A 21977-nucleotide genomic window follows, 5' to 3' on the forward strand; every position below is an offset into this window, starting at 1 on the left:
CATGAATCGCGCAAATCGAAACCGCGCCAATTGGCGCGACCTTGGCGCGTTGACAGGGGGGCGCGAGGTGCTATCACACGCTCGCCTCCAGAGCCCACAGGCTCGATGGCGAGGGCCGCGGAGTTCCGGCGGCGCAAGGAGATTTTCCAAATGACCGTGAGAGTGGCGATCAACGGATTCGGGCGCATCGGCCGCAATATCCTGCGCTATATCATCGAGACCGGACGCACGGACCTCGAAGTCGTCGCCATCAACGATCTCGGCCCGGTCGAGACCAATGCGCATCTGTTGCGATATGATTCAGTCCACGGCCGCTTCCCGCATGAGGTGAAAGTCGCCGGAGACACGATCGACGTCGGCCGCGGCCCGATCAAAGTGACCGCCATCAAGAATCCGGCCGAGCTTCCCTACAAGGACCTCAAGATCGACATCGCGCTGGAATGCACCGGGCTTTTCACGGCGCGTGACAAGGCGAAATTGCTGCTCGACGCGGGCGCGAAGCGCGTGCTGGTTTCAGCGCCCGCCGAAGGCGCCGACATTACGGTCGTCTATGGCGTCAATCACGATAAGATCACCAAGGATCATCTCGTGATCTCCAACGCGTCCTGCACGACGAACTGTCTCGCGCCGGTCGCCAAGGTGCTGCATGATGCGATCGGCATCGAGAAGGGGATCATGACGACGATCCACGCCTATACGGGCGATCAGCCGACGCTCGACACGATGCATAAGGATCTCTACCGCGCCCGCGCGGCGGCGCTTTCGATGATCCCGACCTCGACGGGCGCGGCGAAGGCCGTCGGACTCGTATTGCCGGAGCTGAACGGCAAGCTCGACGGCTACGCCATTCGCGTGCCGACGCCCAACGTCTCGGCGGTCGATCTGAAATTTGTCGCCAAGCGGGCGACGACGAAGGACGAGGTGCACGCCGCGATCAAGGCCGCCGCCGACGGCCCGCTCAAGGGCGTGCTCGGCTATACGAGCGAGAAGCTGGTGTCGATCGACTTCAACCACAATCCGCTCTCGTCCTGCTTCCATCTCGACCAGACCAAGGTCCTGGACGGCAATCTCGTGTCGATCCTGTCCTGGTACGACAATGAATGGGGCTTCTCCGGCCGCATGACCGATGTGGCGAGCGTGATCGGCAAGCTTCTGTAAGCATCGTTCCACCACGCCGGCGCGGACCTTCGGGTCCGCGTTTGGCTTTTCAAGCCGCGATTGGACGCCCGACATGACCGCTTTCCACACTCTCGACGACGTCGACGTCAAAGGAAAGCGCGTGTTGCTGCGCGTCGATTTGAACGTGCCGATGGAGGACGGGCGCGTCACCGACGCGACGCGCATCGAGCGTGCGTTGCCGACGATCAACGAGATCGTGGAAAAAGGCGGCAGAGTCATTCTGCTTTCGCATTTCGGCCGGCCAAAGGGTCAGCGCGTCGATGCGGATTCGCTGCGCCAGGTCATCCCGACGCTCGAACATTTTCTCAAACGCAAGATCGCTTTCGCCGACGACTGCGTCGGCGACGCCGCGGCGAAGATCGTCGACGGGCTCAAGGACGGCGACGTCGCATTGCTCGAGAACACGCGTTTCCACAAGGGCGAAGAAAAGAACGCCGCCGATTTTGTCGACGCGCTCGCCAAGAGCGGCGATATCTTCGTCAGCGACGCCTTTTCGGCTGCGCACCGCGCGCACGCGTCGACCGAAGGCATAGCGCACAGACTGCCCGCCTTCGCCGGCCGAGCCATGCAGGCGGAACTTGAAGCGTTGCAGTCCGCGCTCGCCAATCCGCAGCGGCCGGTCATGGCGATCGTTGGCGGCGCGAAAGTTTCGACGAAGCTCGAACTCTTGGGCAATCTCGTCGCGAAGGTTGACTATCTCGTCATCGGCGGCGGCATGGCCAACACTTTCCTGGCGGCGCAAGGCAAGAGCGTCGGCAAATCGCTGTGCGAACATGATCTCGCCGGCGCCGCGCGGGAGATTTTGGCCAAGGCGGAAAAGGCCGGCTGCGAGATCGTGCTGCCGATCGACGCCACGGTTGCGCAGAAATTCGAGGCGCATGCGCCGTCGCGCTTCGTCTCGGTCGATCATGTCGGCGAAAACGACATGATCCTCGACGTCGGGCCAAAATCAATCGCCCATGTCGAATCGCTGCTCGCTGCGTGCAGGACGCTGGTGTGGAACGGCCCGTTTGGCGCGTTCGAACTGCCGCCCTTCGACGAAGGCACCAACGCCGTCGCGCAGACCGCGGCGCGGCTCACCGTCGAGGGCAAGTTGCTCTCGATCGCCGGCGGCGGCGACACCGTCGCGGCGCTCAATCAGGCGCATGTCGCGCAGGAATTTTCCTATGTGTCGACGGCCGGCGGCGCCTTTCTCGAATGGCTCGAAGGAAAGACGCTGCCCGGCGTCGCGGCGCTGATGCAATCTTCACAGCGCTGAAATCGCGGCCGCTTGGTCCGCGTTTCTTGGGAAGGAACGCCTAGAGATGGGCGAGCGTGGCTTCGGCGGTCGAGACCGTCGCTTCGCTCGAATTCTCTTCGACATTGATCCATTTGACGACGCCGTCGTCGATAAGCGCCGAATAGCGCTTGCCGCGCACGCCAAGCCCCGCGTCGGTTAGATCGAGTTCGACGCCGAGCGCTTTGGCGAAGGTCGCCGAACCATCGGCGAGCGCGTCGATCTTGTCGCCGCCTCCCGACTCCTTCACCCAGGCGTCGAGCGCGAAAATGTCATTGACCGCCGTGACCGCCACCGCGTCCACGCCTTTGGATTTGATTTCATCCGCCTTGGCGATGAAGCCGGGCAGATGTTTCTTGTGGCAAGTCGGCGTATAGGCGCCGGGAACGCTGAAGAGCGCCACCCTGCGTCCCGCAAAATAGTCTTTCGTGGCGACCGGCTCAGGTCCATTCTTGCCCATGACGGTCAACTTCACGTCGGGGAGTCGGTCTCCAGCTTTAATGGTCATGCACGATCTCGCTCTGATTTGGGGTAAGGCCCAGAACTAGATAGCGCGCTTCCTGGCTTTGTGTCGCGTGCGCGGCGCGACTTGCTTGCAGCGCACTTGTGAGCTTCGCCGAGGCGAGGCAACATGCGCAAGCGGCCGGCGCAGACGATTCGCTTCTGGAGGACGGGCCAATGTCGGATTCTTCGAATGGAGGCGGCGGCGAGACGCCCCCCTCCGCATGGGTATGGAGCCAGTATCGCGCCGTGTTGCCTGATTCGCCCGATTCGCCAGCGCGACGCGCGCCGGTCCTCACAAAGAAGAGCGTGCAAACGCCGCCGCCGCGGCCCGCATCCGATCCGCCGCCGCCACGACGCTCCGGCGGGGGTGGGGGCGGGATCGCCTTCTTGGTGGCGCTCGCAATTCTGACTCTTGCCGCAGCGACGTGGTGGTTCGCCGCCTCGCGGTCGCAGCCTCCCGCTCCCGATGCGCAGCCCGTCGAAGAGAGCGGCGCGCCGAGCGCGCCGCCGCCCGAACCCGAGGTTGCGCCGCCGGCTGAATCCGCTGCTCCGTCTTCACCGGAGGAGGCCGCCCCGCCGGCGCAGCCTTCGCCGCCGGCCGCGGCGCCGCCGGCCGAGCGGGGCGCTGAGCCCCGCGCCCGGACGGAACCCGGCGCGAAGCGGAAAAAGCCCAAGAACCGGCCTCACTAACGAGGGCGGTTCAGGTGCGCCAGGGATGCTCGGGAAGATCCCAAACGCCGAGCGTCTCGACGCCCGCCTGCGCGACCGCATGATCATTCTCGACGGCCGAACCGCTGACGCCGATGGCGCCGATCATCACGCCGTCTGCGTCGACGATGGGGAGTCCGCCGGGAAAGGTGATGAGCCCGTCATTCGAATGCTCGATGCCGTAGAGCGGTCCGCCCGGTTGCGACAGCTTGCCGATCTGCCCGGTCGGCATGCCGAAGAAGACGGCGGTCTTCGCCTTTTTCATCGCAATGTCGATGCTGCCGACCCAGGCGTCGTCCATCCGCTCGAACGCCTTTAGGACGCCGCCGGAATCGACGACGGCGATGCACATCTGTGTGCCGAGCTCGATGGCCTTCCGGCGCGCCGCGGCGATCGCCTTGTCGGCCTGTTCAATCGAAACATGCATTCGCCGATCTCCCTTTTGAAAAAACAGCGGCCCCTAGGGGTCGTCGATGACGAAAGTAGAGTGGTGGCGGTCCGAGGGACGCCAGCTGCGCGATTAATTCGAAGGCGTCTCGAGCGCGCGGGAGATCAGCGCCTTGGCGTCCGCGCTGTCCCAGGCGGCGGGACCGTTCATCAGCCCGATCTGGCAGCCGTCGGGGCCGATCAGCAGCGTGGTGGGGAGGCCCAGCGCTTTGCCCGATTGCTTCATCTCATAGAAGAGGTTGGCCTTTGGGTCGCCGTAATAGGTCAGCGACTTGACGCCCGTCTCAGCGAGAAACGCCTTCGCCCGTTCAAGACGGGTCGTATCGACGTTGACGGCGACGACTTGAAAGTTCTGCCCGGCGAAGGCCTCCTGGAGCCTGTCGAGCGCCGGCATCTCGGCGCGGCAGGGCACGCACCAGGTCGCCCAGATATTGAGGAGCGCCGTCTTGCCTTTGAAAGAGCCGAGCGAAACCGGCGCGCCGTCGGGCCCGTCGAAGGCGTAGTCCGGCATCGGCTCCGGCTTAGTGGCGATCGTCATCGCCGCGACTTCGCCCTTGGCGAGATCCTTCACATTGGCGGCGATTTTCGCCGAGGCGGCGCATGCGGCGTCGCCCTCAGCCGGGGCGGCCGCGCTCTGCTGAGCCTCGCCGGCGGGGCCGACGCCCTCGTCAACCGCGCCGGCAGGCGGTTTCTTGCCGCCCATGCTGCCGATCACGTATAGAAACGCCACGCTTGCCGCGATTGTTATCGAGGCCGCCTTCACGACAAGTAGGAAAGATCGCGGGGGCGGTGGCGGTTTGGCCATGAGGCGTGGGCTCCGAGGTTAAAAATGACGAGCAAGATATGGGGCGGACGCTTCAAAAGCGCAACCGACGCGGTTCTGGAGGCGATCAACGTCTCGATCGACTTCGACAAGCGCCTCGGCCTGCAGGACGTCCGCGGCTCGCTCGCCCATGTCGCCATGCTCGGCGAAACGGGGATCGTGTCGCGCGACGACGCGGCGAAGATCGCCGATGGATTAGAGCGAGTCAAAGCGGAAATCGAAAACGAGCGCTTCCATTTTTCGCGCGCGCTCGAAGACATTCACATGAACGTCGAGTCGCGCCTTGCCGAGCTGATCGGGCCGACGGCGGGGCGCCTGCACACGGCGCGCTCGCGCAACGACCAGGTGGCGACCGATTTCCGACTCTACATTCGCGACCAGATCGACGGCCTGGATGCCGAACTCGCCGATCTGCAGCTGGCGCTGGCGACCCGCGCGCGGGAAGAGGCGGCAAGCGTCATGCCCGGCTTCACGCATCTGCAATCGGCGCAGCCGGTGACGCTCGGCCATCATCTGCTCGCCTATGTCGAAATGATCGCGCGCGACCGCGGACGTCTTCGCGACGCGCGCGCGCGCCTGAACGAATGTCCGCTCGGCGCAGCGGCGCTGGCCGGGACGAGCTTTCCGATCGACCGCGCGATGACAGCGGGCGCGCTCGGCTTCGATCGGCCGACGGCGAATTCGCTCGACAGCGTCTCAGATCGCGACTTCGTTCTGGAGACGCTGAGCGCGGCGGCGATCTGCGCCACGCATCTGTCGCGCTTCGCCGAAGAGATCGTGCTGTGGACGACGCCACAATTCGGCTTCATCGCGCTGTCCGATAAATTCACCACCGGCTCGTCGATCATGCCGCAGAAGCGCAATCCCGACGCCGCCGAACTCGCGCGCGGCAAATCGGGCCGCGTCATCGGCGCGCTTGTCGCGCTGCTCGTCGTCATGAAGGGCCTGCCGCTCGCCTATTCGAAGGACATGCAGGAGGATAAGGAAGGCGCCTTCGACGCGCTCGACACCTTATCGCTCTGCATCGCCGCCATCGCCGGCATGGTCCGCGACATGCGCGTCGACCGCGCGCGGATGAAGGCGGCGGCCGGCGCGGGCTATGCGACCGCGACCGACCTTGCCGACTGGCTGGTGCGGGCGCTGTCGTTGCCGTTTCGCGAAGCGCACCACGTCACCGGCCGCATCGTCGCGCTCGCTGAAGCGCGCGGGGTTGGTCTTGAGGATTTGACGCTCGAGGAGATGCGGAGCGTCGAACCGCGCATCAACGCCGATGTTTGCGACGTGCTCGGCGTCGAGAAGTCGGTGCAAAGCCGCAGGAGCTTCGGAGGCACGGCGCCCGACAATGTGCGCGCCGCCGCGCAAGTCTGGCTCGACAGATTGAAGGACAAATGAACGACATTTCGCCGCGACTCTATCTCGCGACCCCGCCGCTTGCCGACGCGGCGGCATTTGCGCCTGCGCTCAACGAGGCGCTCGCGGCGGGCGACGTCGCGAGCCTGCTCATTCGTTTCGCCGATGCCGACGAGCGCGGTCAGGAAGCGATCGTGCGCGCTCTGGCGCCCGCCGCGCAGGATAAGGGCGTAGCGGTCCTTGTCGCGGCGGCGCCCAATGTCGCGCTGCGCGCCGGCGCCGATGGCGTCCATGTCGCCGGCAGCGGCGAAGCGCTTGTCGAGGCCATCAAGAAACTCTCGCCCCGCTACATCGTCGGCGCCGGAGATATCGAGACGCGCGACGACGCCATGCGCGCGGGCGAGTTAAGCGCCGACTATGTGATGTTTTCGGATCTTGACCGTGAAGCGCTCATCGAGCGCGTCGCCTGGTGGGCGGAGCTTTTCAACACGCCCTGCGTCGCTCGCGCGGAATCGCTCGACGATGTCGCCTCGCTCGTTCAGGCGGGCGCCGACTTCGTGCGGCTCGACGACGCGGTCTGGAGCGACGCGCGCGGTCCGGCGGCGGCGGTGGCGGAGGCGCAGGCGAGGCTTAAGGGAGAGCAGCAGTGACCCGAGGGCGATCGAGCGAAAGGCTTCCTCATCCTGAGGAGGCCCCGAAGGGGTCGTCTCGAAGGACGAGGAAGCCGCTCACTTTTTTGTTTCCATTCGCCCTCGTCCTTCGAGGCTCGCTTCGCTCGCGCCTCAGGATGAGGGCGAAGATCGAGCGATTGCTCGCGACGCTCGCGATCGTTGCCATTTTGGCGCCTGCCGCGGGGGCCGCCAATGATGCGCCGCCCGCGCCAGACTTCGCCTTTGGCGCCTATCAGCGCGGGGATTATCTGGTCGCGATGAAGGAGGCGAAAAAGCGCATCGCCGCCAATCCGAAGGATGCGGCCGCGCTCACCCTTATCGGTCAGCTTTACCTCGAAGGCGCGGGCGTGGGGCGTGACCTCTCGACCGCGATGGAATGGTTCAAGCGGGGCGCCGACGCCGGCGATAAAGAAGCGGCCTATCTCTACGGCGCTGCGGCGCTCAATGGCGCCGGCGCGCCGAAGAACCGCGCCGTCGCGCGCGCCTATCTGGAAAAGGCCGCTGCGCAGGATCATCCCGCCGCCCTCCATCTGATCGGGGAGATCGCCCTCGAAAATGAGGGCGCGCCGTCGGACTTCGGCAGAGCGTCTGATTATTTCCGCCGCGCCGCCGCCAAGGGCGACGCCGACTCGCTCTACGCGCTTGGCCTTCTCTACAAGACCGGCAGAGGCGTTCCCAAGGACGAGCGCGAAGCCGCGGAGTGGTTCAGGCGCGCGGCCGAGCTGGACTTCGCGCCGGCAATGGTCGAATTCGCCGTTCTCCAGTTCAATGGCGTCGGCGCGTCACGCGACCGTGGCGCAGCCGTGCAATGGTTTCGCAAAGCGGCGGCGAAGGGCAACGCCGTCGCGCAAAACCGTCTCGCGCATATTCTCGGAGAAGGCCTCGGAGTCGAGACCAATCTCGCCGAGGCGCGCGAGTGGCGTGACAAATCGCGCGAAGCCGGCCTGAACGATCCCTCGCTCGATTACCTCTCGAGCGCGTCCGCGCCGGCGAAGCCGACCGCCGTAAAATGAGCGCCGGCGGCGCGAGCGCGGCGACGCGGCGGACCGTCGCCTTCCTTCGCCGTTTCGTTAAGCCGCGCATCCTGGCGTTGACGGCGCCTTTGCGCGGCCTCCAGCGGCTTGTCGAAATGCTGTCTCCCGAACGGCGCGCGCCTTTCGCGGCAAAGATTCCTGGCGATTGGACTCCTGCTTCAGGGAGCGCGATTGCGACGCTGTTCTATCTTCACGGCGGCGCCTTTCTCATCGGGTCGCCGCGGCTTTTTCGCTATGTTTCGCGCGCGTTCGCGCGTGCGGGCTTCGATGTCTTTGCGCCAGCCTATCGGCTTGCGCCGGAGCATATCTTTCCCGCCGCGCTCGAAGATGTCTTGCGCGCCTATCGGACCTTGACCGAGGCGCGGCCAGGACCCTTCGTCATCGTTGGAGATTCCGCCGGCGGCGGACTTGCGGTGTCGCTGATGCTGCGCATACGCGAGGAAGGCTTGCGGCCGCCCGTCGCCGCGGCGCTGTCCTCGCCCTGGGTCGATCTCGCCGCGACCGGCGCCTCGATGCGCGAGAATGAAAATCGTGACCCGCTGTTCACGCGCAAGGACATTCTGCTCGGCGCTCGCACCGTGCTGGGACGCCAAAGCGCCAGAAATCCGCTCGCTTCGCCGATCTACGCCGATCTCTCCCGCCTGCCGCCGATGCTCGTTCACGTCGGCGCGGACGAAGTGCTGAGAGACGATTCGACGCGGCTCGTCGCGCGCGCAAGGCAGGCGGGGGTCGACGCGCGGCTCGAGATCTGGCCTTGCGTGCCGCACGCCTGGCAGCTGATGAGTTTTCTCCCCGAAGCGCGAGACTCGCGGGCGAAAGCGATCGAATTTTTGAAGGCGCGGGTGGCGGAAGCGTCCGCGCGAGGCGCGCTCTAGCTCAGCGCCCCGCGCTGCCCCAGGGACCGCGCGGCGGCCAGAGCGGATGGCGTCCGTCCTTGGGCAGGAAGGCGGCCTCGTCCTCACGCGGCGCAACGATCGCCTCGCGTTCTTCTCCTAAAGCCGCGACCGACACATCCCGGCCGCCGCCGAATTCGACGAGCGCCGCGACACGCGCATCGACGCTCGGATGGCTCGCAAGCCAGCCGAACTCCGGATGCAGCGCCGGCGTTTCGATGAAGAAATATTGCATGCGCGAGGGCATGTTCGGAATCGCCGCATGCGCTTCGATCTTGCGCAGCGCCGAGATCATCGCGTCGGGGTTCTTCGTCAGTTCGACGCTGCCGGCGTCGGCGAGGAATTCGCGCGAGCGCGACAGCGCGAAGCGGATCAGCACGGAGGCGCCCCAGCTCAGCGCGATGATGAACAGGGCGATGAGAATGGCGAGCGCCGCGCCGCCATTGCCTCTTCGGCCATTGTCGCTTTCGGGGCGATGCGGCGAGAAGCCGAAAGGAAAATCCCAGCGGCGGATCGTCAGATCGGCGACGAAGGCGAAAATGCCGGCGAAAATCACGGCGATCACGAGAAGCTGAACGTCGCGGTTGCGAATGTGGGTCAGTTCATGCGCGAGGACCGCCTCGAGCTCGGCGTCGGTCAGATAGCGCGTCAGACCACGGGTCACCGCGATCTTGTACTCCCCCTCTTTAAGCCCCGAGGCGTAGGCGTTGAGCGCATCGCTCTCAATCATCTGCAGGGCGGGAATCGGGACGCCCCGCGAGATGCAGAGATTTTCGAGCAGATTGTAGACGCGCGGCGATTCGGCGCGCGACAGGTTCGCGGCCCCGGTGGCGAAGTCGATCATCTTCTGATGGAAGAGATAGGCGATGACGAACCAGACGCCCGCCGCGACGACGCCGATCGGCCAGCCGCGTTTCAGGTCATCGACCGCCAGCGCCAGGATGTAGTCGAAAGGCGCACCAGGCCGCGCGCTCATCGCCTCGATCAGCAGCGCGAAGGAGAACATCAGCGCAAGAAGCAGAACGACGAAGCCGGCGAGCAGAAAGGCCGAGCGCAGTTCGTTGGCGCGAATGTGGGAATAAAGGCCGTAGGCTTTGAACATGGTGTTCCTGATCGCCGGTGAGGCGCTACTCCAAAGTTGGCCGCGATCCTTTAAAAGGAGCGGCGCTTCCGCGCGCCTAGAACTCCACCTTCGGCGGGGTTTCGATCGCCTTCTGCTGCGCTTCGTCCAACTCGAAATAATCGAGCGGCTCGAAGCCGAAGCGCTGCGCAATCAGGAAACCGGGAAAGCCCTCCCGCGTGGCGTTGTATTCGGCGACGGTATTGTTGAGGAAGCGCCGCGCCGCCGAAATCTTGTTTTCGATGTCCGACAGTTCGCTCTGCAGCTGCTGGAAATTCTGGTTCGCCTTCAGATCCGGATAGGCTTCCGACAGCGCGATCAGCCGCGAGAGCGCGCCGGTCAGCGCGCCCTCGGCCGCCCCTATCTGCGCCGGGCCCTGCGCGGTCACCGCGGCGTTGCGCGCCTTGACCACGTCATCCAGCGTGCTTTTCTCATGGGCGGCGTAGCCCTTCACCGTCTCGACCAGATTGGGCACGAGATCGTGCCGCTGCTTGAGCTGCACATTGACGTCGGAAAAGGCCTGCTTGCCGCGCTGGCGCAACGACACGAGGCCGTTGTAGACGCTGACCAGCCAGAAGGCGACGGCGGCGACGAGGCCCAGAAAAATCAGCAAAGACATGGCGCGCTCTCCAGGCGCCGCGCCGCTCCGCGCGGCGGCGATTATTTTTTACCCCTGCATGTTAGCCGCCTTTGGCGCCGAGGCAAAGACGCGCCGCTCCCCCCTTTCGATTTGACGGACGCGCCGGTCGCGCCTATCTCATGGAAACGCAAAGAGCCACGGCGAAACACAATGGCCATTCTGCCGATCATCACCCTTCCGGATCCGCTGCTGCGAAAGATTTCCGAACCTGTCGACCGTGTCGACGCGGAGGTGCGGCGTCTGCTCGACGACATGCTGGAGACCATGTACGAGGCGCCCGGCGTCGGCCTCGCGGCGATCCAGGTCGCGGTGGCCAAGCGCATCGTCGTCGTCGATGTCGGCAAGACTGAGGAGACGCGTTCGCCGCTCTTCCTCATCAACCCGGAAATCATCTGGGCGTCGGAGGAATTAAGCGTCTATCAGGAAGGCTGCCTGTCCGTGCCCGACTATTTCGAAGACGTGAAGCGGCCGGCGCGGGTGCGTGTGCGTCATCTCGACCGGGACAGCGCGGTTCAGGAATTCGACGCCGAAGGGCTGCTCGCGACCGTGGTGCAGCACGAACTGGATCACCTCGAAGGCGGCCTTTTCATCGACCATCTCTCGCGCTTAAAGCGCGAGCGCGTCGTCAAGAAGTTCAGCAAGGCGGCGCGCCACGACGAGATCGCCGCCCAGCATCGCGCCGCCACGGAGCGTCAGTCGGAACAAGCCGGAGCCTGACGATTGCGCGACAGAATGCGCGTCGTCTTCATGGGCACGCCGGACTTCGCAGCCCGCCTGCTCAAGGAAATCATTTCTCGCGGCCACGAGATCGCGGCCGTCTATACGCAGCCGCCGCGTCCCGCCGGGCGCGGCATGGCGGAGAAGAAGTCCGCCGTCCACCTCTTGGCGGAGAGCCTCGGCCTTACCGTTCGTTCGCCGAAAAGCCTGAAGAACGCCGACGCGCAGGTGGACTTCGCCGCGCTTGGCGCCGACGTCGCCGTCGTCGCCGCCTATGGGCTGCTGCTGCCTCAGCCGATCCTCGACGCGCCGCGATACGGCTGCCTCAACCTGCATGGGTCGCTGCTGCCGCGTTGGCGCGGCGCCGCGCCGATTCAGCGCGCGATCATGGCGGGCGACGCCGAGAGCGGTGTCATGGTGATGAAGATGGAGGCCGGTCTCGACACCGGTCCCGTCGCCTTGACGGCGAAAACGCCGATCGGCGCCGAGATGACGGCGGGCGAGTTGCACGACCGTCTCGCCGAGCTCGGCGCGCCGCTGATGGCGCAGGCCCTCGATCTGCTGGCGAAAGGCGAACTGCGCTTTACGCCGCAGGCCGAAAACGGCGCCTGCTATGCGCAAAAGATCGAGAAGGCTGAAGCGCGGCTCGATTGGCGCCGATCGGCGCAAGACCTCCATGATCTCGTGCGCGGCCTCTCCCCCTTTCCGGGCGCTTTTTTCGAAGCCGATCTCGGCCGTGGCCTCGAGCGCGTGAAGGTTTTGCGCGCGCGGGTCGAGGAGGGAGCGGGCGCGCCAGGCGCCGCGCTCGATGACGCCGGGCTCATCGCTTGTGGCGCGGGCGCGCTGCGGCTGCTGCGCGTGCAACGCGCGGGCAGGGGCGAAATGGAATTTGAAGAATTCGCGCGCGGCCGCAGGCTGACGCGTGGCGTTTCGCTCGCCTGACGTGCCCCGCTTCGCGCTGACGGTCGAATATGACGGCGGCCCTTTCATCGGTTGGCAGCGGCAGGCGAATGGCGTTTCCATCCAGCAGCGCCTTGAAGAGGCCGTGGCTGCGATCAATGGCGGCGCGCGCGCCGTCGTTCATGGCGCGGGCCGCACCGACGCCGGCGTGCATGCGCTGGGGCAGATGGCGCATGTCGATCTTGCGCGCGATTGGCGCGTCGATCGGCTGCGCGACGCGATCAATGCGCATCTGAAGCCGGACCCGATCGCGGTGCTCGCGGCGCGCGCGGTCGGCGAGGATTTCGAAGCGCGCTTTTCCGCCATCCGCCGTCATTATCTCTATGTCATCGACAATCGCCGCGCGCCCTTGGCGCTGAACCTCGGCCGCGCCTGGCACGTCAAGCGGCCGCTCGACGCGCAAGCCATGCATGAAGCCGCGCGGTCGCTCGTCGGCCGTCATGACTTCACGACCTTTCGCGCCTCGGAATGCCAGGCGAATTCGCCGATGCGCACGCTGGAGCGTCTCGACGTGCGCCGCGATGGCGAGCGCATCGAGATCGTCGCATCGGCGCGCTCCTTCCTGCACAATCAGGTGCGCTCCATGGCGGGCTCGTTGGAGCATGTCGGCAGCGGCAAGTGGCGCGTCGAGGATCTGGCGCTGGCGCTCTTGGCGAAAGACCGTGCGCGCTGCGGACAGGTCGCGCCGCCGCACGGTCTTTACCTTGTTGCTGTCGATTATTAGCGATTTGCGCGAGGACGCCCGCTACGGCTTATCGCCCGCGCCTTGCTCGTCACCCGGCGTCGGTTTGTTCGCGTCCTGCTTCGGCGCTGGCGGCTTCGCCGGCTTCTTTGCTGCATGTTTCGTGGCGCCGGGCGCGTTGGCGGATCTGTCTTCCTTCGCAAGCGCGTCGTGAATGGGAAGGAAGCTCGCCGATAGCACGGCAGCCAATATGCCGTTCACGCAGGGTCGCTGATTCATCACTGGATGGTCCCCTCGAAGTGAGAGCCCCCCGCCGAATCAACCGGCCCGCCCCGCAGACATCAGGCCGGTCAACGATGATGAAGTTGGGTCGCCGCCACGCCTACGCTGCGGTGATTTCATGACGGAATTCGCGCAGTTAGCGTCAGTTTGACGAATTGGTTAATGAAGTCATAAAAAAAATTGCGGCGTCATTCGCCGTCGGCTGCTTCCGTTTCCTCCGGTTTGACCGCCTCTCCCACGGAGACCTCGTTCTTGACCGGCAAAGAGGCGGGAAGTCTCACGGCCGGCCGCTGTGCGGTCGGAGTTTTCTCCTGCGCGAGCGCGCCGTGAAGCGGGATAACGCTGGCGGACAGGACCGCCGCGAGAATGCCGTTAACGCAGGGTCGACGATTGGTCATATATCCTCGCTGTCAGGGCGCCGACTCAGCTGCCGCCGCGACTATAGAGCGTCAAAAAAGTGGCGAGAAAGCGTCGGCTTAGGTATGCAGCCCTCGGCGCAGGTCAAGAGCCGCTGAACCAATTGTAGCCCTTGTCCTCCCAGTAGCCGCCCGGATAGTCGTTCGTCACGAAGATCTCGCCGATGAATTTCGGATTCTTGAAGCCGAGTTTCGTCGGAAGGCGCAGGCGCAGCGGGTAGCCGTATTTGGCCTCGGTGAAGTCAAGCGCCAGCAGCGTTTGCGGATGCAGCGCGCTCGGCATGTCGATGCTCGAGTAATATTTGTCGGCGCATCTGAAACCGACGTAACGCGCCGTCAGATCGGCGCCGATCCGTTCGAGAAAATGCCGAAAGGCGACGCCGCGCCATTTGCCGATCGCGCTCCAGCCCTCGACGCAGACGAGGCGGGTGATCTGGCTGGATTGCGGCAGCGCGCGCAAGTCGCCGAGGCTCCAGGGCCGTTTGTCCGCGATGAGGCCCGAGACCTGCAGTCGATAGTTCTCGCCGTCGATGACCGGAATATCCTGTTCTTCGTAATAGGCGTTGAAGGGGAAAGGCGTCGTGACGTCCGCCTCAGAATAGGTCGGCGCGAGCTTCGCGGGATCGAAAAGCGCCGCCTGGACGCGGTCGTTAAAGCGCGACATTGTCAAAAGCAGCCGATCGACGGCGTCGTCGTCCTTCAATGTGCAGCCCGAAAGGAGCGACAGCGCGCCAAGCGACAGGCCTTGCTTGAGAAAGAGACGGCGTTCGAGCCGCGCGATCTGCGGCCGAAAGGCGGAAAGACGTTCGCTGCGAGGCGGCTTCATCGCTGCGCCTCCGCCCGTCCGGTGAACATCGGCGCCAGAATGCCTTTGACGCTCACGGCGAGTCCGATGTGAACGACAAGGAAAGCAACGATCGTCGCCATCGCGAAGAAATGCACTACTCGCGCCGCCTCATAGCCGCCCATCAGCGCCGTCAGCCCCTGAAGCTGCACGGGCTTCCAAATGGCGAGGCCCGACAGAATGGCGACGATCACGGCAAGAATGATCCCAACGTAAAATACGCGCTGAGCGGCGTTGTAGCGGCCGGGCGCATGATTGAGGTGGCCTCGCATCGCGACCAATAAGTCGTCGAACGCGCCGCGGAGCGAGATCGGCATGAAGCTTCTTCGGAAGTGGCCCGAAACCAGGCCGTAAGCGAGATAAGCCAATCCGTTGAGCGCCAGGAGCCACATCGCCGCGAAATGCCAGGCGAGCGCGCCCGCGAGCCAACCACCCAAAGTGAAATCCTTAGGAAATTCGAAGCCAAAGAGCGGCGAGGCGTTGTAAATGCGCCAGCCGCTCAGCACCATGACGAAGATCGCGAAGGCGTTCACCCAATGCGTCACCCGAACGAAGAGCGGGTGGATCGTCCTAGGCTTATCGGCGCCGCCAACCATGACGGTTTCTCCTCTTTGCGCCAACATATGGCTCGAAGCGTCGAAAACGAAGGCCTCGCAGGCGCGTTGACAGGCCGGTCGCCTTCGCCCATGAGGGCGAAGCTTTGATCAAAGGGAATATGGCGGCTCATGCGCGTCTTTGTGACCGGCACGGCAGGTTTCATCGGCTTTCACTTGGCGAAGCGCCTGTTAGAGGCCGGGCATCTGGTGGACGGCTACGACGGCATGACGCCTTATTACGATCCGGGTCTCAAGGAGGCGCGGCGCGCCATTCTGCTGCGCAGCAACGGCTTTCGCGACACGATCGCCATGCTGGAGGACATGGAGGCGCTGACTCGCGCTGCGGAGGAGGCCGCGCCGGACGTCATCATCCATCTCGCGGCGCAGGCGGGCGTGCGCTACTCGCTGCAAAATCCGCGCGCCTATGTCGACGCCAATCTCGTCGGCGCCTTCAACGTCATGGAGATCGCGCGACTGCTGAAGCCGCGCCATTTTCTGGTCGCCTCGACGAGCTCGGTCTATGGCGCGAGCCCTACCGTGCCATTTCACGAGAGCGATCGAACCGATTTCCCTTTGACTCTTTACGCCGCGACGAAGAAAGCCGGCGAAGCCATGGCGCATTCCTATGCGCATCTGTGGTCGATCCCGACGACGATGTTTCGCTTCTTCACCGTCTACGGGCCGTGGGGACGCCCGGACATGGCCCCGTTGAAATTCGTCGACGCCATCGAGAACGACCGGGTCATCGACATCTATAATCACGGCGACATGTCGCGTGACTTCACCTATGTCGCAGACCTCGTCGAAGGCGTCGTGCGGCTGATCGATTGCGTTCCCGAGCGGGATTCAAGCGACGACAGCGTGTCGCCCGTGGCGCCGTTTCGTATCGTCAATATCGGTCGCGGCGAGCCGGTGAAGCTTCTCGACTTTATCGAGACGATCGAAAGGGCTCTCGGGAAAAAGGCCAAACGCAACTATCTCGACATGCAGCCCGGCGACGTGCCGCGCACCTTCGCCAGCGCGGACCTGTTGAAGCGCCTGACCGGCTATCGCCCGCATACGTCGCTCGATGAGGGAGTCGCAGCGCTCGTCGAATGGTATCGCGAGTATCGCCGCGCTCATGGAGAATTGTCGTATTAACCGGCCAGCCGCTCGACGCCCTGCGTCGCGGCCTTCCTGTCGTAGCCGTCGGCGAGCGGGCGCGCTCCGCAGCATGTCTACTTCTTGTTGGCTGAGAGAAATCTGTGCGCGGCGTCTTCGTCGAAGACCGGCGTAATGTGATTGACGTTGAGGTCTGTCCAGGATTGGAAGAGCTTGCCGAGATCGGCGATGTCGTTGGCTTCGACGATGCTCCAGCCCTCGAGCAGCGTGACGGAAAGCCAGTTTCCGACGACTTTCATACCCTTTGGCGCGGCGTCGCCGAATTTCTGAAAGCGCTTGAGAACCTCGTCGCGACGTTCGGGCGTCATCTCATAATAGATCGCAAACAACATCAGCATTTCTCCCTGCGGATTGGAAAGCGAAAGACGACTGAGCGCGTTTTCTCAAGACTTCTGGCGGGCCGCGCTCAAGGCTGCCCCAATTCGAAATTCCATACAAGGGCTTGGTCATTGTCGCGCGCGGAGCATTCGTGCGCCGCCGCAGTGTCCGGGGGATGACGTCAGGAAGATTGCCCAAGCCCCTTCAGGCCAGCGTCCTTCTCGGGCCGCTGCGGCGCCTGGCATATTGGCGCGTCTTCACTGATGAGAGAGAGCGCGCATCATGTCGCAGTTTACCTTCAATGACGGCAATATTCCATGGAAGCGCCTCGATGGAATCGAACATCTGCTTTTTTCGGTCCTCGATATCGATGATCGAAACGTCCTCCATGTGCTGTTCAAATTTTCGGCCAATCAGCGGATCGTGCTTCACCGACACTGCGCGCTCAACAAGACATTCGTCATTCAGGGAGAACATCGGCTCTATCACGCGAATGGCGAACTCAAAGACGTCCGGCCGGCGGGCAGTTACACCGTTAGCCCTCCTGCGGACGACCCTCATCGAGAAGGCGGCGGCGATCAGGACGTCGTCGTGTTGTTCACCATCTACGATCGTGAAGGCCCGCTCTATGAGATTCTCGATGACGATTCGAATATTGTCGCGACGCTCTCGACGAGTGATTTCGTAAATTTTTACGATCGCAAACACTAGAGCGCTTCCCGATCACATGGATCATGTGATCGATAAGGAATCGCTCAAAATCGAAATGTTGGAGCAGGTCCTCATCGAAAAAGTCTGTCAACTTTTTCGGAACCTGCTCCAGGCGGTTCAGCGCGCTACGAGAGCCACGCCGGCACATGATCCTGCGCAATGAGCGCGGCGACGCTTGGGCGGGGACGGATCACCGCGAAGCGGTCGCCGTCAACAAGGACTTCCGGGATAAGAGGCCTTGTGTTGTAGGCGCCTGACTGCACGGCGCCATAGGCTCCGGCCGTCAGCACGCAGAGCAATTCGCCGGCGCGCGGCTCCGCAATCTCGCGTCCATGCGCAAGATAGTCGCCCGTCTCGCAGACAGGTCCGACGACGTCGGCGACGATCTTTGGCCGATCCGCGCTCTGGCGCACCGGGATGATGTCGTGCCAGGCGTCATAGAGCGTCGGACGAATGAGATCGTTCATGCCGGCGTCGACGATCACGAAGGTCTTGGCGTCGCCATGCTTCACGTAGATGACGCGCGTGACGAGTATGCCGGCGTTGCCGACGATGAGCCGTCCCGGCTCCAGCACCAGTCTGCAGCCGAGCTCGCCGAAATGCCGGCGCACGATCTCGGCGTATTTCTCGGGATGGTAGGACTGCGGATCGTCGCCGTCGTGATAGGGAATTCCCAATCCGCCGCCGAGATCGACATGCGAGATATCGTGCCCGTCGGCGCGCAGGTCGCGCACGAGCTCGGCGAGCAGCGAAAAGGCCTCGTCGAAGGGCGCGAGGTCGGTGAGCTGGGAGCCGATATGCATGTCGGCGCCGGCGAGTTCGATTCCCTTGAGCTTGGCGGCGAAGGCGTAGACCTCCCGCGCCCGCGACAGCGGCACGCCGAATTTGTTTTCGGCGAGGCCGGTGGAGATCTTCTTATGGGTGCGGGCGTCGACGTCCGGATTGACGCGGAGCGACACGCGCGCCGCACGCCCGAGAGCGACCGCCGCTTGCGACAGGGCTTCGAGTTCGGGCTCGGACTCGACGTTGAAACAGAAGATTCCGGCGTCAAGCGCCGCTACGATCTCGTCACGCGTCTTGCCGACGCCGGAAAAGGTGATTTTTTCAGGCGCGACGCCGGCGGCGAGCGCCCGCGCCAGCTCTCCGCCGGAGACCACGTCCATTCCTGCGCCCTCGCGTGCGAGGAGACGCAGCACGGCCTGATTGGAGTTGGCCTTCACGGCGTAGCAGACCAGCGCGTCGAGACCGGCGAAGGCCTGTGAAAACACCTGATAGTGGCGTCGGATCGTCGCCGCGGAATAGCAATAGAAGGGCGTGCCCACCTCATCGGCGAGCGTCGCCACGGCGACCTCCTCGGCGTGGAGCGCGCCGTTTCGATAGTCGAAAAGATGCATCGGCTTACAGCAGCGGGTCGAGCGGGAAGGGATATTGCTCCGGCGGTCGATTGCCGATGGTGCCCGGAATAGGCGGCGGCGGGAGAGAGGTTTCAGGATCGCCGGCCGCCGGCCGGGGCGCCCCGCGCGCCGCTCTCGCTTCCGCCTCCGCCCGCAGAATCGCCCCGCGCGCCTGAGTTTCGGGCGGCAGCTCCACAGGCCCGCGCCGGCCGCAAGCCCCGAGGCTCGCGGCGACGAGCGTCAGCGCAAGAACCGCCAAGGGGCGGCGGGTGAGGAGCGGCATTGGAGGCGTCACGGCGATTCGTCCTAGGGAGAGCCGGCGCACTATAGCGATGAAGCAAAAAAAGGCGAGGGCGCGGGCGTGACGAAGATCGGCTTCTTTGCGGGCGAGGGAGAGTCCGGTAGCCGCGCGTCACTATGACCCCGATGAGGCGCGCCGCGCGCGCGCCCGAGCTCTGCTGTTCCAAAACGGAACGGGCGCGGAGTTAATGATTGCCGTCGACGTGACCGCTGCTCAGCTGCGCTGGACGCGGCGCTCGAAGGAGCCAAATTAACCCAAAAGCGCCAAAAGCCGGGCCATCCATCGGCGCGCCTTTACGATTTGGCGTCTGCGTGTTTAGGTCAAGCATGGTCAGCGTTCCGCGTTTATTCGCAGCTCTTGCCGCGGCTGTTTTATTCACAGCGGCCCCTGCCGGCGCCGCGGTGCGCGTCCGCATCGACCTTGCGGCGCAAAGGCTGGAGGCGGTCACGCCGCAGGGCGAGACCGTCAGCTGGAAAATCTCCAGCGGCCGGCGGGGTTACGAAACGCCCACGGGAAATTACAGCGTCATGCGCATGGAGGCCGATCATCATTCCGACGAATATGATCAGGCGCCGATGCCCTACGCCATCTTCTTTTCGCCCCGCGGCCTGGCCATTCACGGGAGCTATGAGCGCGGTTTAGGCCGTCCGCTCTCCCACGGCTGCGTGCGGCTCGCGGTTCCGAACGCGCGGCAACTCTTCGATTGGGTGGAAAAGCACGGGGCGACGATCGAAATCACCGGCGGCGCCCGCCGCGCGGCCGGTCGCCAGGAGGCGGAGCGCCAGGAGGCGGAGCGCCCCCGCATGACGCGGCGACCGCGCCCGATTTACGAAGAGCCGTCCTTCGGCTTCGGCCTGGAGAGCTTCTCCCCTTACTAGAGCTGCCCGATCCCGCAGCGTTGCATCTGGGCAACACTCAGGGACTGAATCGACATGGATGCTGCGGCGCGTTTGCCGGGCTTCTTATTAACGGGTAATGCTCGGATTTCTGGCGCTTGGTGTTGACGAGCAGAGTAGAGACATTGACGACATCCAAAACACCCCTTCTCGATCGCATCGCCTCCCCCGAAGATCTGCGCAAGCTACGTCCCCACGAGCTCAAGCAGGTCGCGGAGGATTTGCGGCGCGAGACGATCGACGCCGTGTCCGTGACCGGCGGCCATCTTGGCGCGGGCCTTGGCGTCGTCGAGCTGACGGTCGCCCTGCACTATGTTTTCGACACGCCGCGGGACAAGGTGATCTGGGACGTCGGCCACCAGACCTATCCCCACAAGATCCTCACCGGCAGGCGCGACCGCATCCGCACGCTGCGCATGGGCGGGGGGCTGTCCGGCTTCACCAAGCGCGCCGAGAGCGAATATGACGCCTTCGGCGCCGGCCATTCCTCGACGTCGATCTCAGCGGGACTCGGCATGGCCGTGGCGCGGGATCTCGGCGACGGCGACAATCACGTCGTGGCGGTGATCGGCGACAGCTCGATGTCGGCCGGCATGGCCTATGAGGCGCTGAACAACGCCGGGGCGCTGCACTCTCGCCTGATCGTCATTCTGAACGACAATGACATGTCGATCGCCCCGCCCACGGGCGCCATGTCCGCCTATCTCGCCCGCCTGGTTTCGGGCGGCGCCTACCGCTCGATCCGTGAGGCCGCCAAACAGCTCGCCAGCCATTTGCCGCGCTTCATCTACGACAAAGCCCGCAAGGCCGAGGAGTTCTCGCGCAGCTTCATCACCGGCGGCACGATGTTCGAGGAACTCGGCTTCTATTATGTCGGGCCGATCGACGGCCACAATCTCGACCATTTGCTGCCCGTGCTCAAGAACGTCCGCGACAAGGACGACGGGCCTGTCCTGGTTCACGTCGTCACGCAGAAGGGCAAGGGATTTGGGCCGGCGGAGGAATCGGCCGACAAATGCCACGCCGTCAATAAATTCGACGTCGCGACCGGCATCCAGATCAAGCCCAAGGCCAATGCGCCGACCTATACGAATATTTTCGCCAAGGCCCTGGTCGCCGAAGCCGAACATGACGACAAGATCGTCGCCATCACGGCGGCGATGCCATCGGGCACCGGCCTCGATATTTTCGGAAAGGCCTTCCCGCATCGCACCTTCGACGTGGCCATCGCCGAGCAGCACGCCGTCACTTTCGCGGCCGGCCTCGCCTGCGAGGGCTATAAGCCCTTCTGCGCGCTGTATTCGACCTTCCTGCAGCGCGGCTACGATCAGGTCGTTCACGACGTGGCGATCCAGAACCTGCCGGTGCGCTTCGCCATCGATCGCGCCGGCCTCGTCGGCGCCGACGGTCCGACGCACGCCGGCGCTTTCGATCTGGCCTATCTCGGCTGCCTGCCGGGTTTCGTCATCATGGCGCCCTCCGACGAGGGCGAGTTGATGCATATGGTGGCGACGTCGGCCGCCTATGACGACGGCCCGAGCGCCTTCCGCTATCCGCGCGGCGAGGGGCTCGGCGTCGACCTGCCGGAACGCGGCGAAATTCTCGAGATCGGCAAGGGCCGTATCCTGCGCGAGGGTTCGAAGGTCGCGATCCTCTCGCTCGGCACGCGGCTCGCCGACTCGCTGAAGGCGGCGGCCGAGCTCGAAAGTTACGGCGTGTCGACCACCGTCGCCGACGCCCGCTTCGCCAAGCCCATCGACCGTGACCTGCTGCGCCGGCTCGCCGCCAATCACGAGGCGCTTATCGTCGTCGAAGAAGGATCCATCGGCGGTTTTGGCTCCCAGGTCTTTCAGGCGCTCTCCGAAGATGGGATGCTGGACGGCGTGCGCGGCGCGTTCAAATTCCGCAGCATGACCCTGCCGGACGCCTACATCGATCATGACAAGCATGAGCTGATGATCGCCAAGGCGATGCTCGACAGCAAGGCGATCGTCGGCAAGGCGCTGGAGCTCCTGGGCGACGAAAAGGCCGCGGCGCGGGTGATGATCGCCTAA

The 21977-nt window shown here is 64.4% G+C and carries 26 protein-coding genes; 14 read left to right on the forward strand and 12 right to left on the reverse strand.

Annotated features, from left to right (window positions below; all coding sequences use genetic code 11):
- Positions 1-150: 150 nt before the first annotated feature.
- Together gap and HUN39_RS13555 are read left to right on the forward strand one after the other, a co-directional pair.
- Positions 151-1158 carry a type I glyceraldehyde-3-phosphate dehydrogenase gene (gene gap / locus HUN39_RS13550; protein WP_175095027.1) on the forward strand — a complete coding sequence of 336 codons (1008 nt, stop codon included), beginning with the start codon at positions 151-153 and terminating at the stop codon, positions 1156-1158.
- Between the two features lie 73 nt (positions 1159-1231).
- Positions 1232-2437, forward strand: a complete 1206-nt coding sequence (locus HUN39_RS13555) for a phosphoglycerate kinase (protein WP_175095028.1) — start codon at positions 1232-1234, stop codon at positions 2435-2437.
- Positions 2438-2477: 40 nt separating this feature from the next.
- On the opposite strand, the gene HUN39_RS13560 is transcribed toward HUN39_RS13555, so the two are convergent.
- The gene (locus HUN39_RS13560) at positions 2478-2963 is read right to left on the reverse strand and encodes a peroxiredoxin (protein WP_175095029.1); all 486 of its coding nucleotides are present in this window, start codon (positions 2961-2963) and stop codon (positions 2478-2480) included.
- Between the two features lie 170 nt (positions 2964-3133).
- Here HUN39_RS13560 and HUN39_RS13565 point away from each other — a divergent pair, with 170 nt between their 5' ends.
- Positions 3134-3649 carry a hypothetical protein gene (locus HUN39_RS13565; RefSeq protein ID WP_175095030.1) on the forward strand — a complete coding sequence of 172 codons (516 nt, stop codon included), beginning with the start codon at positions 3134-3136 and terminating at the stop codon, positions 3647-3649.
- Positions 3650-3659: 10 nt separating this feature from the next.
- On the opposite strand, the gene HUN39_RS13570 is transcribed toward HUN39_RS13565, so the two are convergent.
- Together HUN39_RS13570 and tlpA are read right to left on the reverse strand one after the other, a co-directional pair.
- Entirely contained in the window at positions 3660-4094 is a 435-nt protein-coding gene (locus HUN39_RS13570; RefSeq protein WP_175095031.1) for a GlcG/HbpS family heme-binding protein, read from the reverse strand.
- Positions 4095-4187: 93 nt separating this feature from the next.
- Positions 4188-4844: a thiol:disulfide interchange protein TlpA gene (gene tlpA / locus HUN39_RS13575; RefSeq protein WP_332310761.1), complete on the reverse strand. Its 657-nt coding sequence runs from the start codon at positions 4842-4844 to the stop codon at positions 4188-4190.
- Between the two features lie 99 nt (positions 4845-4943).
- Between tlpA and argH the strand changes: the two genes are divergently transcribed.
- The 4 genes from argH to HUN39_RS13595 all read left to right on the forward strand — a co-directional run bounded on the left by argH (position 4944) and on the right by HUN39_RS13595 (position 8867).
- The gene (gene argH / locus HUN39_RS13580; RefSeq protein WP_175095033.1) at positions 4944-6329 is read left to right on the forward strand and encodes an argininosuccinate lyase; all 1386 of its coding nucleotides are present in this window, start codon (positions 4944-4946) and stop codon (positions 6327-6329) included.
- Complete coding sequence (locus HUN39_RS13585; protein ID WP_175095034.1) at positions 6326-6937, forward strand: thiamine phosphate synthase; 612 nt, start codon at positions 6326-6328, stop codon at positions 6935-6937. Before argH ends, HUN39_RS13585 begins: the two co-directional genes overlap by 4 nt.
- Before the next feature lie 137 nt (positions 6938-7074).
- The gene (locus tag HUN39_RS13590) at positions 7075-7971 is read left to right on the forward strand and encodes a tetratricopeptide repeat protein (RefSeq protein WP_232366088.1); all 897 of its coding nucleotides are present in this window, start codon (positions 7075-7077) and stop codon (positions 7969-7971) included.
- Complete coding sequence (locus HUN39_RS13595; RefSeq protein ID WP_175095035.1) at positions 7968-8867, forward strand: alpha/beta hydrolase; 900 nt, start codon at positions 7968-7970, stop codon at positions 8865-8867. The genes HUN39_RS13590 and HUN39_RS13595 overlap by 4 nt, the downstream gene beginning before the upstream one ends.
- 1 nt (position 8868) lies before the next feature.
- Here the strand turns inward: HUN39_RS13595 and HUN39_RS13600 are convergent, their stop codons facing one another.
- Positions 8869-9987 (reverse strand): M48 family metallopeptidase, encoded by a 1119-nt coding sequence (locus HUN39_RS13600; protein ID WP_175095036.1) that lies wholly within the window; start codon positions 9985-9987, stop codon positions 8869-8871.
- A gap of 76 nt (positions 9988-10063) precedes the next feature.
- A complete protein-coding gene (locus HUN39_RS13605) occupies positions 10064-10624 on the reverse strand; it encodes a LemA family protein (RefSeq protein WP_175095037.1) in 561 nt (186 codons plus the stop codon).
- Positions 10625-10795: 171 nt separating this feature from the next.
- Between HUN39_RS13605 and def the strand changes: the two genes are divergently transcribed.
- Genes def through truA form a run of 3 tightly spaced genes read left to right on the forward strand, consistent with a single transcriptional unit; the run spans position 10796 to position 13046 of the window.
- Positions 10796-11362 carry a peptide deformylase gene (gene def, locus HUN39_RS13610; RefSeq protein WP_175095038.1) on the forward strand — a complete coding sequence of 189 codons (567 nt, stop codon included), beginning with the start codon at positions 10796-10798 and terminating at the stop codon, positions 11360-11362.
- Positions 11363-11377: 15 nt separating this feature from the next.
- Positions 11378-12304, forward strand: coding sequence for a methionyl-tRNA formyltransferase (gene fmt / locus HUN39_RS13615; protein WP_175095072.1), 927 nt, complete (start codon positions 11378-11380; stop codon positions 12302-12304).
- Position 12305: 1 nt separating this feature from the next.
- Positions 12306-13046, forward strand: coding sequence for a tRNA pseudouridine(38-40) synthase TruA (gene truA, locus HUN39_RS13620; RefSeq protein WP_175095073.1), 741 nt, complete (start codon positions 12306-12308; stop codon positions 13044-13046).
- Positions 13047-13067: 21 nt separating this feature from the next.
- On the opposite strand, the gene HUN39_RS13625 is transcribed toward truA, so the two are convergent.
- The 4 genes from HUN39_RS13625 to HUN39_RS13640 form a co-directional block, all read right to left on the reverse strand.
- Positions 13068-13283, reverse strand: a complete 216-nt coding sequence (locus tag HUN39_RS13625; RefSeq protein WP_175095039.1) for a hypothetical protein — start codon at positions 13281-13283, stop codon at positions 13068-13070.
- Between the two features lie 191 nt (positions 13284-13474).
- Positions 13475-13684 (reverse strand): hypothetical protein, encoded by a 210-nt coding sequence (locus tag HUN39_RS13630; RefSeq protein WP_175095040.1) that lies wholly within the window; start codon positions 13682-13684, stop codon positions 13475-13477.
- A 103-nt stretch (positions 13685-13787) separates the two neighbouring features.
- Complete coding sequence (locus tag HUN39_RS13635) at positions 13788-14528, reverse strand: molybdopterin-dependent oxidoreductase (RefSeq protein WP_175095041.1); 741 nt, start codon at positions 14526-14528, stop codon at positions 13788-13790.
- Positions 14525-15142, reverse strand: coding sequence for a cytochrome b/b6 domain-containing protein (locus tag HUN39_RS13640; protein ID WP_175095042.1), 618 nt, complete (start codon positions 15140-15142; stop codon positions 14525-14527). Before HUN39_RS13640 ends, HUN39_RS13635 begins: the two co-directional genes overlap by 4 nt.
- Positions 15143-15271: 129 nt before the next feature.
- Between HUN39_RS13640 and HUN39_RS13645 the strand changes: the two genes are divergently transcribed.
- The gene (locus tag HUN39_RS13645) at positions 15272-16282 is read left to right on the forward strand and encodes an NAD-dependent epimerase/dehydratase family protein (protein WP_175095043.1); all 1011 of its coding nucleotides are present in this window, start codon (positions 15272-15274) and stop codon (positions 16280-16282) included.
- Between the two features lie 77 nt (positions 16283-16359).
- On the opposite strand, the gene HUN39_RS13650 is transcribed toward HUN39_RS13645, so the two are convergent.
- Entirely contained in the window at positions 16360-16635 is a 276-nt protein-coding gene (locus HUN39_RS13650; RefSeq protein ID WP_123174597.1) for a DUF3303 domain-containing protein, read from the reverse strand.
- Between the two features lie 268 nt (positions 16636-16903).
- Here HUN39_RS13650 and HUN39_RS13655 point away from each other — a divergent pair, with 268 nt between their 5' ends.
- Positions 16904-17332: a cupin domain-containing protein gene (locus tag HUN39_RS13655; RefSeq protein WP_175095044.1), complete on the forward strand. Its 429-nt coding sequence runs from the start codon at positions 16904-16906 to the stop codon at positions 17330-17332.
- 125 nt (positions 17333-17457) lie between these two features.
- Here HUN39_RS13655 and lysA read toward each other — a convergent pair whose 3' ends face one another.
- Both lysA and lptM read right to left on the reverse strand, forming a co-directional pair.
- Positions 17458-18726: a diaminopimelate decarboxylase gene (lysA, locus tag HUN39_RS13660; protein WP_175095045.1), complete on the reverse strand. Its 1269-nt coding sequence runs from the start codon at positions 18724-18726 to the stop codon at positions 17458-17460.
- A gap of 4 nt (positions 18727-18730) precedes the next feature.
- A complete protein-coding gene (gene lptM, locus HUN39_RS13665) occupies positions 18731-19009 on the reverse strand; it encodes an LPS translocon maturation chaperone LptM (RefSeq protein ID WP_232366089.1) in 279 nt (92 codons plus the stop codon).
- Positions 19010-19428: 419 nt separating this feature from the next.
- Here lptM and HUN39_RS13670 point away from each other — a divergent pair, with 419 nt between their 5' ends.
- The gene (locus tag HUN39_RS13670; RefSeq protein ID WP_332310762.1) at positions 19429-19905 is read left to right on the forward strand and encodes a L,D-transpeptidase; all 477 of its coding nucleotides are present in this window, start codon (positions 19429-19431) and stop codon (positions 19903-19905) included.
- Between the two features lie 143 nt (positions 19906-20048).
- Positions 20049-21977 carry a 1-deoxy-D-xylulose-5-phosphate synthase gene (gene dxs / locus HUN39_RS13675; protein ID WP_175095046.1) on the forward strand — a complete coding sequence of 643 codons (1929 nt, stop codon included), beginning with the start codon at positions 20049-20051 and terminating at the stop codon, positions 21975-21977.

This window comes from Methylocystis silviterrae, assembly GCF_013350005.1.
Classification (GTDB): domain Bacteria; phylum Pseudomonadota; class Alphaproteobacteria; order Rhizobiales; family Beijerinckiaceae; genus Methylocystis; species Methylocystis silviterrae.

Excerpts from the sequence above, each read along its gene's own strand:
- gap (WP_175095027.1), top strand. The coding sequence starts at position 151 with ATGACCGTGAGAGTGGCGATCAACGGATTCGGGCGCATCGGCCGCAAT.
- HUN39_RS13640 (WP_175095042.1), bottom strand. The coding sequence starts at position 15,142 with ATGGTTGGCGGCGCCGATAAGCCTAGGACGATCCACCCGCTCTTCGTT.
- lysA (WP_175095045.1), bottom strand. The coding sequence starts at position 18,726 with ATGCATCTTTTCGACTATCGAAACGGCGCGCTCCACGCCGAGGAGGTC.
- HUN39_RS13605 (WP_175095037.1), bottom strand. The coding sequence starts at position 10,624 with ATGTCTTTGCTGATTTTTCTGGGCCTCGTCGCCGCCGTCGCCTTCTGG.
- lptM (WP_232366089.1), bottom strand. The coding sequence starts at position 19,009 with ATGCCGCTCCTCACCCGCCGCCCCTTGGCGGTTCTTGCGCTGACGCTC.
- HUN39_RS13625 (WP_175095039.1), bottom strand. The coding sequence starts at position 13,283 with ATGAATCAGCGACCCTGCGTGAACGGCATATTGGCTGCCGTGCTATCG.
- fmt (WP_175095072.1), top strand. The coding sequence starts at position 11,378 with ATGCGCGTCGTCTTCATGGGCACGCCGGACTTCGCAGCCCGCCTGCTC.
- HUN39_RS13560 (WP_175095029.1), bottom strand. The coding sequence starts at position 2,963 with ATGACCATTAAAGCTGGAGACCGACTCCCCGACGTGAAGTTGACCGTC.
- HUN39_RS13635 (WP_175095041.1), bottom strand. The coding sequence starts at position 14,528 with ATGAAGCCGCCTCGCAGCGAACGTCTTTCCGCCTTTCGGCCGCAGATC.
- HUN39_RS13570 (WP_175095031.1), bottom strand. The coding sequence starts at position 4,094 with ATGCATGTTTCGATTGAACAGGCCGACAAGGCGATCGCCGCGGCGCGC.
- def (WP_175095038.1), top strand. The coding sequence starts at position 10,796 with ATGGCCATTCTGCCGATCATCACCCTTCCGGATCCGCTGCTGCGAAAG.
- HUN39_RS13600 (WP_175095036.1), bottom strand. The coding sequence starts at position 9,987 with ATGTTCAAAGCCTACGGCCTTTATTCCCACATTCGCGCCAACGAACTG.
- HUN39_RS13630 (WP_175095040.1), bottom strand. The coding sequence starts at position 13,684 with ATGACCAATCGTCGACCCTGCGTTAACGGCATTCTCGCGGCGGTCCTG.
- HUN39_RS13565 (WP_175095030.1), top strand. The coding sequence starts at position 3,134 with ATGTCGGATTCTTCGAATGGAGGCGGCGGCGAGACGCCCCCCTCCGCA.
- HUN39_RS13585 (WP_175095034.1), top strand. The coding sequence starts at position 6,326 with ATGAACGACATTTCGCCGCGACTCTATCTCGCGACCCCGCCGCTTGCC.
- HUN39_RS13590 (WP_232366088.1), top strand. The coding sequence starts at position 7,075 with ATGAGGGCGAAGATCGAGCGATTGCTCGCGACGCTCGCGATCGTTGCC.
- HUN39_RS13595 (WP_175095035.1), top strand. The coding sequence starts at position 7,968 with ATGAGCGCCGGCGGCGCGAGCGCGGCGACGCGGCGGACCGTCGCCTTC.
- argH (WP_175095033.1), top strand. The coding sequence starts at position 4,944 with ATGACGAGCAAGATATGGGGCGGACGCTTCAAAAGCGCAACCGACGCG.
- HUN39_RS13555 (WP_175095028.1), top strand. The coding sequence starts at position 1,232 with ATGACCGCTTTCCACACTCTCGACGACGTCGACGTCAAAGGAAAGCGC.
- HUN39_RS13655 (WP_175095044.1), top strand. The coding sequence starts at position 16,904 with ATGTCGCAGTTTACCTTCAATGACGGCAATATTCCATGGAAGCGCCTC.
- HUN39_RS13650 (WP_123174597.1), bottom strand. The coding sequence starts at position 16,635 with ATGTTGTTTGCGATCTATTATGAGATGACGCCCGAACGTCGCGACGAG.
- HUN39_RS13645 (WP_175095043.1), top strand. The coding sequence starts at position 15,272 with ATGCGCGTCTTTGTGACCGGCACGGCAGGTTTCATCGGCTTTCACTTG.